Source organism: Corallococcus sp. 4LFB (assembly GCF_046520365.1).
GTDB lineage: Bacteria > Myxococcota > Myxococcia > Myxococcales > Myxococcaceae > Corallococcus > Corallococcus caeni.
The window spans coordinates 1-6,749 of the sequence record NZ_JBKGHJ010000456.1; the positions used below are offsets into that span (position 1 = coordinate 1).

General features: G+C 70.2%; 7 protein-coding genes. 6 read left to right on the forward strand and 1 reads right to left on the reverse strand.

Features of this window, described 5'->3' with window-relative positions; genetic code table 11:
- Positions 1-213: 213 nt before the first annotated feature.
- Entirely contained in the window at positions 214-405 is a 192-nt protein-coding gene (locus ACLEQD_RS33815) for a hypothetical protein (protein WP_410389726.1), read from the reverse strand.
- 407 nt (positions 406-812) lie between these two features.
- On the opposite strand from ACLEQD_RS33815, the gene ACLEQD_RS33820 reads away from it, so the two are divergent.
- From ACLEQD_RS33820 to ACLEQD_RS33845, 6 genes are all read left to right on the forward strand, one after another.
- Positions 813-1,382, forward strand: coding sequence for a polysaccharide biosynthesis/export family protein (locus ACLEQD_RS33820; RefSeq protein WP_410389728.1), 570 nt, complete (start codon positions 813-815; stop codon positions 1,380-1,382).
- 62 nt (positions 1,383-1,444) lie between these two features.
- Positions 1,445-2,611 (forward strand): hypothetical protein, encoded by a 1,167-nt coding sequence (locus ACLEQD_RS33825; protein ID WP_410389738.1) that lies wholly within the window; start codon positions 1,445-1,447, stop codon positions 2,609-2,611.
- Positions 2,612-2,646: 35 nt separating this feature from the next.
- The gene (locus ACLEQD_RS33830; protein WP_410389730.1) at positions 2,647-4,056 is read left to right on the forward strand and encodes a GumC family protein; all 1,410 of its coding nucleotides are present in this window, start codon (positions 2,647-2,649) and stop codon (positions 4,054-4,056) included.
- A gap of 36 nt (positions 4,057-4,092) precedes the next feature.
- Entirely contained in the window at positions 4,093-4,830 is a 738-nt protein-coding gene (locus ACLEQD_RS33835; protein WP_410389732.1) for a CpsD/CapB family tyrosine-protein kinase, read from the forward strand.
- A gap of 113 nt (positions 4,831-4,943) precedes the next feature.
- Entirely contained in the window at positions 4,944-6,311 is a 1,368-nt protein-coding gene (gene exoE / locus ACLEQD_RS33840) for a polyisoprenyl-phosphate hexose-1-phosphate transferase ExoE (RefSeq protein ID WP_410389734.1), read from the forward strand.
- A 108-nt stretch (positions 6,312-6,419) separates the two neighbouring features.
- On the forward strand, positions 6,420-6,749 hold a 330-nt coding region (locus ACLEQD_RS33845; protein WP_410389736.1), incomplete at its 3' end, for a 2-phospho-L-lactate transferase CofD family protein.

Genomic DNA, 6,749 nt, shown 5'->3' on the forward strand with positions numbered 1-6,749 from the left:
CGCTTCCCGCCGCGACGCCGCGGGCCCTCCCGGAGGCTCCCGCCCCCCGCGCGCCGGAGGCCGGGCCGCGCCAACCCTGAAGGAAGAGGGGAGCGCCCGGACATGACAAGGGCCCACGGGCCGGGAGCGGGGGAGGTCTGGCTTCCCACTTCGCTGATCCGGCCCGAAGGCCCGTGAATCCTTACAGCGTTTCAGCCTGTCGGCCGCGCGGCGCTAGGCCTGCTTCGCGACGCCCGCGGGCTCCGCCGCCTTGCCATTGAAGAGCGCGCTGCCCCCGTACAGGGCCAGGCCGACCATGCCCAGCACGCCCGCTTCGATGCCGTTGCCCAGCGAGGCCCCCAGGAGCCCCACGATGCTGGTTCCGAGCATGAAGACCACCCCCACCGCCCCTGCCACCTTGCCCATCCGCTGTCCCCCTCTGGACTGAATTGGACCCCTGAACCACTACCGCTGTCCGACGCACACCCCCTCTTCAAGGCGCGTGCCAGGCCATTGGCACGGGGGCCTCGGGGGAGGTGTGAAATGGAGTGGAAGGTGTGGGGTGCACGTTGGGCAATCCTCTTCCACCCCGTGGAAGCGATCGGCAGAAAGCACAGGGGAGAACACCGGGGTAGGACCGGAATTTTTCCCGGATGCGCTCATGTGCGCCTGATGTGGCACGCCGTAACCCACTGCATTCCAAGGGTTTTCCCTCCCCCCGGTCGCTGGCACACGCGCTGCTAAGAGCCTCCGCCAGAAGCGAGCCACCCGGCCCTTCAGGGCGTGTGAACGGTGGCCCGCGCGGACATCAGTCGAACGAAGGAGAGCGGAAGATGGGAATTCGGCGCACGGGGTTCTGGACGGTGATGGGGATGCTCCTCCTGTCGGGTTGTGCTCACCAGCAGACGCTGAAGGTCGACAACGCGGAGCAGCCCTACCGCATCGGCCGCGAGGACGTGCTCGACGTGAGCGTCTGGCGCGACCAGGAGCTGTCGCGCACGGTGCCGGTGCGCCCCGACGGCTTCATCTCCATCCCGATGGTGGGTGAGATCCAGGCCGCGGGCAAGACGCCCACGGAGCTGGCGGAGGCGCTCAAGTCGGGCCTCCAGGCGTACGTGCAGGAGCCGCGCGTGACGGTCATCGTCCGCGAGGTCAACAGCAGCCGCGTCTTCGTGACGGGGGAAGTGGCCCACCCGGGCGCCTACCCGCTGCGCGGCCGCGTGTCGCTGCTCCAGGCCATCGCGCTGGCCGGCGGCTTCACGGACTTCGCCAACTCCGACGGCATCGTCGTCATCCGCACGGACGGCAAGGGCGGACAGATCCCGGTGCGCTACAGCGACCTGGTCTCCCCCGAAGGCGCGAGCGTCATCCTGCGACCGGGTGACACCGTCGTCGTCCCGTGAAGCGGGGCGGGCGCGCGGCCTTCAAAGACAGACATCCGGAAGCAGCGAACGTGGGCGTGGGTATGGACGGGAGGGCGGCGGTGAGGGGCAACTGGAAGCGGGCAGTGATTGCAGGCTGTCTCATCGCCGCGCCGGCCGCGCAGGCGGCCACCATCCTGGAGCCGCGGCTGCGCCTGACGGCGGAGGAGCGCTTCGACAACGACATCCGTCTGGGGTCTGGCGGCACCAACGGACAGTTCATGACGAAGCTGTCCCCGCGGGTGGGCCTGGACGTGAAGAACGAGCAGCTGACGCTCGACTCGTTCTACGCCACGGACCTCCTGGCGCGGCACGGCTCCGGCAAGACGACGGTGGACCACCGCGCGGGCGTCGGCTTCCGGGACGTGCTGTCCCGCCGGCTGCGGCTGGACGCCAGCGCCAAGGTGTTCCGCGTCACCGACCCCACGTCGCTGCCGCGTGACGGCCTGGCGCGCTCCACGGCGCCCACCTTCTATGCGACGACGAAGGTGGGGCTCACGGGGCGCGTCACGGAGCGCATGGACGTCCGCGCCGGCTACGCCTTCGAGGCGACGCGCATCATCGAGCCGGGCCGGGTGGCGGGCTACGCGCACACGCCGTCGGTGGAGCTGTGGTACCGCAGCACGCGCCGGCTGTCCCTGGGCGCCGAGTACCGCTACCAGGGCTTCCTGTACGCCGGCGACTACAGCCAGGCGCACGGCGCCGCCGCGGCCCTGCGCTACCGGCTGACGCGGCCCACCACGCTCACCCTCCGGGGCGGGCCGGTGCGCTACCAGCCGTCGGACGTGTCGCGCGGCGGGTGGCTGCCCCGCGTGGCGCTGGAGCTGGTGCGCGAGGGCGAGCGCAGCGACTTCGGCTTCGCCATGGGGCACGACCTGGTGGGGGCCAGCGGGTTCTCCGGCGCGGTGTGGGCGGACTACGCGTCGGTGATGGGGGCGCACCGGTTCTCACAGAAGCTGTCGGCCTTCGGGGCGGCCAGCTTCTTCCGGAACGGGACGGCGCCCGGTGAGAACTACACGGAGTGGCGCAACACCACGAACGTGTCGCAGGGCTATGCGGTGGGGGGCGGCGTCGAGTACCGGCTGAGCCGGAAGCTGGCGCTGCAGGGGGCGTTCGACCGCATCGCGCAGGTGGGTGCGGCGGATGTCGCTGGGGCGGGGGACCTGACACGCAACGTGTTCGCCCTCCGTCTGGTCATGACAGCTTGGTAGGCAACTTTCGAGTTCGAGGCATGGAGGAGCGGATCATGGAGCGTGGGATGACGGCGGACCAGATGCTTTCGGCGCTGTGGCGCCGCAAGGCCCTGGTGGGGGCGATCGCTGCAGCAATCTTCGTGTTGGGCGCGGCCATCGTGATGACCCGTCCGAGCATTTATGAAGCGTCCGTGGTGGTGCGTGTGGAGCCGCAGCGCCCCGGCGAGGAGATGGTCCAGCGCACGGTGAGCGAGCTCATCGAGCAGCGGCTCGTCACCGTCCGCCAGGAGCTCCTGGCTCGGCCGGTGCTCCAGAAGGCCATCGAGGAGATGAACCTCTACCCGGAGCTGGTCTCCGAGCGGGGCGTCGAGGCGGCGGTCGAGCAGATGCGCAAGGACCTCACCGTGCGCGTCGAGGGTGAGACGGCCTTCGAGCTGACCTACGCGGGCCGCGACCCGCAGGTGGTGGCGCAGGTGGCCAACCGGCTGCCGGCCATCTTCTCCGAGGAGACGCTGAAGATCCGCCAGACGCAGGCCGCGCGCGCCACCGACCTCTTCACCGAGGAGATGGTCTCCATGGGCAAGGCCGTGTCCGCCTGGGAGGGCCGCATCTCCAAGTTCAAGGTGGACCACCTGGGCGAGCTGCCCGAGCAGATGGAGATGAACATGCGCGGCCTGGAGCGCATCAGCGCCCAGCTGCAGACGAAGTCCGAGGAGCTGCGCACCGCTGAGGCGCGCCGCTCCGACCTGGCCCGCGCCCGCAACGCCGCGGACAGCGAGGCCGGCCGGCTGGAGGCGGCGGAGAGCGGCCTGTCCCGCACCCTCACCCAGGCCAGGACGCAGTGGACGGAGGACCACCCGGAGGTGAAGCGGATGGAGCGCGAGCTGGGGAACATCAGCGCCCAGCGCAAGGACGCGGAGGGCCGCATGTTCGCCGAGCGCAACGAGCGCGTCCGCGTGTCCACGCTCATCGGCAACATCCAGAAGGACATCGTGGACCTCCAGAAGCAGGCCGAGGCGTACCAGGCGCGGCTGAACAACACCCCGCGCTGGGCCCAGGAGCTGGCGGTGATGAACCGGGACTACGAAATCGCCCGCACGAAGTACCAGAGCGTGGTGAGCCGCAAGGTGGAGGCGGAGATCGCCCAGGAGCTGGAGGCCAAGAGCGCCAAGAGCCTGTTCAACGTCATCTCGCCCGCCGGGGTGCCTTCCTCCCCGGCCCGCCCGGACCGCATGAGCGGCCTGCTCATCGCCGCCCTGGTGGCCCTGGCCCTGGGCGTCCTCACCGGCACCGTGCTCGAGATGCGCGACGACAGCCTGCGCGACGGCACCGAGGTCCGCGAGCGCATCACGCTCCCTGTCCTGGCGGTGGTCCCGAACATGCAGGGCAAGACGGAGAAGCGGATCCTGATGCCAATGGCTGGGAGCAAGAACAGCGTCTCCTCGCCGACGTCCCTGAATTAATTGCCGCCCCCTTACGGAAAGGATTGGAGAACCCAGATGGATTCGACGATGGAGCGGGCCGGTAACTTCCTCCCCCGCGTGGATGACAACGCGACTTCCGGCAACGCGGTGGACCGCCGGGTGGTGACGCTCACGGCCCCTGCCTCCGCGGCCGCCGAGCAGTACCGCACCCTGTACTACCGCCTGGAGCGGATGCGCGAGCAGCGCCCGATGAAGGTGGTGGCGCTCACCTCCGCGATGCCCGGCGAGGGCAAGACGGTGACGAGCGTGAACCTGGCCCTGGCCGCCGCCCGGGCGAACCCGGAGCGCCGCATCCTGCTGGTGGACGCGGACCTGCGCCGGGGGCAGGTGGCCCCCACGCTGGGCATGCGCAACAAGCAGGGCCTGGCGGAGCTGCTGGCCGGTGAGTGCGACGTGCGCGACGTGGTGCGCCGCTTCAACTCCACGCGGCTGGCCGTCATCCCCGCCGGCGGCACGCCGGAGGAGAGCACCCAGGTGCTGGCTTCCGCCCGCATGAAGCAGTTCCTCAAGGCGGTGCGCGAGGGCTTCGACGAGGTGTACGTGGACCTGCCGCCCACGCTGCCGTTCGCGGACGCGGCCATCCTGGGCCACCAGATGGACGGCGTGCTGATGGTCATCCGCGCCAACGTCACCCCCTCCAAGGTGGTGAACCAGGCGGTGGAGCAGCTGGCGGGCGCGGCGCTGGTGGGCTGCGTGCTCAACGGCGCGGAAGTGAACGCGACCCCGTACCTGAAGAACTACGTGAAGAAGTAGCGCGCGGCAGTCGAGGTGGAGTGTTTCGAAGGCCCGACCCGCTCCTCGCGCCGATGAGGCGCGAAGGGCGGGGGGCCTCTGGAGTGGCGGCGGGTCGGGGTTGGAGGAGTCACGTGCTTCGCGTTTTCCATCACTACTTTTCAGCCAAGAAGTTGACGTTCTTCCTTGCCGAGTCCTCGGCGATCGCGCTGGCCTGTGTCGCGGGTGCCGCGGCCTGCGCGGCCCTCTTCGCGCCCCTGGGTTCCCAGCCCCTGTTCGCCACGATGTGGCCGACGCTGGTGGGGCTGGGCCTGGCCTTCGTCGTCACCTTCCAGTTCACGCTGTACCTGTTGGACCTGTACGACCTGCGCATCGCGGCCGAGGACCGGACGCGCGGCTACCGCTTCCTCAAGGCCGCGGGCGTCACCGCGATGGTGGCGGGCGGGGTGATGCTGCTGTTGCCGCTGGCCCTGCCGGTGGTGCTGCCTCCCGGGACGCTCCTGGGCGGCGCGATGGGCGCCCTGGCCGGCACCCTGGTGGTGCGCGTCTCCATCCGGGCGCTGGTGGGGGAGCCCGACGCGGTGCTCGTCGTCGGTGACGGCCTCAAGGCCCGCGCGGTGGCGAGCGCGATTGAAGATGGCGGCGAGGGGTCCTTCCGCGTGGTGGCCCTGGTGGAGCCGCGCAAGGTGGAGGAGCCGCTGGACGCGATGGCGTCCCGCCTCAACGCCTCCTACGTGGTGCAGGCCGCGGACGACATGCGCGGCGCCAACTGGGTGGACTCGCTGTTGCGCTGCCGGCTGGACGGGCGGCGGGTGTACGACGCGGCGGGCTTCTGCGAGCGCGTGCTGCGCCGCATCCCGGTGCAGTTCCTGCGCGCCAGCGACTTCGCCTTCGCGGATGAGATGACGGTGTCGCCCCTGCGCCGGGCCTTCAAGCGCGTGTTCGACGTGGCGGTGGCGTCGCTGCTGCTCCTGATGGCGGCGCCCTTCCTCATCCTGGTGGCGCTGGCCATCAAGCTGGACTCCAAGGGCCCCGTCTTCTACCAGCAGGACCGCGTGGGCCTGGGCGGCAAGGCGTATCCGCTCTGGAAGTTCCGCAGCATGCGCACCGACGCGGAGAAGAACGGCGCGGTGTGGGCGCGCTCCAACGACGACCGCGTCACGCGGGTGGGCAAGTTCATCCGCAAGACGCGCATCGACGAGATTCCCCAGGTGTTCAACGTGCTCTTGGGCCACATGAGCTTCGTGGGCCCGCGTCCGGAGCGTCCCGTCTTCACCGAGCAGCTCAAGCAGCAGATTCCGTTCTACGGCCTGCGCGAGGCGGTGAAGCCGGGCATCACGGGCTGGGCGCAGATCCGCTACCCCTACGGGGCCTCCGTGGAGGACGCGCGCAACAAGCTGGAGTTCGACCTGTACTACGTGAAGAACGGGTCGCTGTTCCTGGACGTCGGCATTATCTTCCACACCGTCCGGCACGTGCTGTTGGGGCGGGGTGCTCGGTAGCCTGGTTGAGCCGTGTGTGATTGTGACCATCCGCGGCCTCCGGTTGTCGGGGGAGGCCGGGATGCCAAGGGTGGGGCCATGGATTGGGATGGGCGAGGGGGTCGGAACATGGTGGGCATGGATGTGGACGCGCCGTTGTCGGAGTCGTGGAGCCAGGACGACGCGCGCAACAAGGCGCAGAACGTCGATCGCAACGAGCTGCTGCAGGCGCCGATGGACCGCCCCACTCGCATCGTCGCGATGGGCGGCGGCACGGGCCTCCCCATGGTGCTCAAGGGGCTGGCCCGCCGCGCGGCCCCCAGGGGTGGCCAGCCCGGCGTGGACATCACCGCGGTCGTGGCGATGAGCGACGACGGCGGCAGCTCCGGCCGCCTGCGCCGCCAGCACGGCGCGCTGCCCCCGGGCGACATCCGCAACTGCCTGGTGGCGCTCGCGGGG

Coding starts and splice junctions, on each gene's coding strand:
- ACLEQD_RS33815 (WP_410389726.1), bottom strand. CDS start 405: ATGGGCAAGGTGGCAGGGGCGGTGGGGGTGGTCTTCATGCTCGGAACC.
- ACLEQD_RS33825 (WP_410389738.1), top strand. CDS start 1,445: ATGGACGGGAGGGCGGCGGTGAGGGGCAACTGGAAGCGGGCAGTGATT.
- ACLEQD_RS33835 (WP_410389732.1), top strand. CDS start 4,093: ATGGATTCGACGATGGAGCGGGCCGGTAACTTCCTCCCCCGCGTGGAT.
- ACLEQD_RS33830 (WP_410389730.1), top strand. CDS start 2,647: ATGGAGCGTGGGATGACGGCGGACCAGATGCTTTCGGCGCTGTGGCGC.
- ACLEQD_RS33820 (WP_410389728.1), top strand. CDS start 813: ATGGGAATTCGGCGCACGGGGTTCTGGACGGTGATGGGGATGCTCCTC.